This window comes from uncultured Jannaschia sp. (genome assembly GCF_947494055.1).
In the GTDB taxonomy this organism is placed as follows: Bacteria; Pseudomonadota; Alphaproteobacteria; order Rhodobacterales; family Rhodobacteraceae; genus Jannaschia.
The window spans coordinates 1-638 of sequence record NZ_CANLTR010000162.1; the positions used below are offsets into that span (position 1 = coordinate 1).

Annotated in this window: 1 protein-coding gene; it reads left to right on the top strand. The window is 66.8% G+C overall.

Features of this window, described 5'->3' with window-relative positions:
- The coding region (locus Q1A87_RS23650) for a YsnF/AvaK domain-containing protein (RefSeq protein ID WP_299657308.1) at positions 1 to 638 on the top strand (638 nt) is incomplete at both ends.

Genomic DNA, 638 nt, shown 5'->3' on the forward strand with positions numbered 1-638 from the left:
ATCGGCCATCTCAATCTGCCCCACGACGAGGCCGTCACCTACCGGGATGCCGTGCGTCAGGGTCATTACGTCGTGTCCGCCGAAGTGGACGACGACCGGACCGACAGCGTGGCCGAGATCATGCGCAATCCCGAGCAGGGCGTGGATATCGACGCCTACGAGGAGGATTACCGCACGCGCGACACCTACAGCGAAGACGTCGATGCCTACGGGACGGGGTCGCCGGCCTATGGCGGCTCGATGGGCCGCACCGGCGGGACGGAAGACGGGGATACGGTCGAACTGGCCGAGGAACGGCTGAGTGTCGGCAAGCGCGACGTCGATCGCGGCACGACGCATGTGCGGACCTATGTCCAGGAGGTTCCGGTCGAGGAGCGCATCCGCCTGCGCGACGAGCACGTCTCGGTCGAGCGGCGCGCGACCGGCGGCGAGCGCGTGGTGACGGGTGCGGAAGCCGATGCCCTGTTCGCGGAGCGCGACATCGCGGTCACCGAACACGACGAGGAAGCCGTGGTTTCCAAGGAGGCGGTGGTCACCGAGGAGATCGTGGTGAGCAAGGAGGTCGAGGAGCGCGAGGAAGTCGTGACCGACACCGTGCGCAAGACCGAGGTGGACATCGACAAGAGCGACGTCGACAA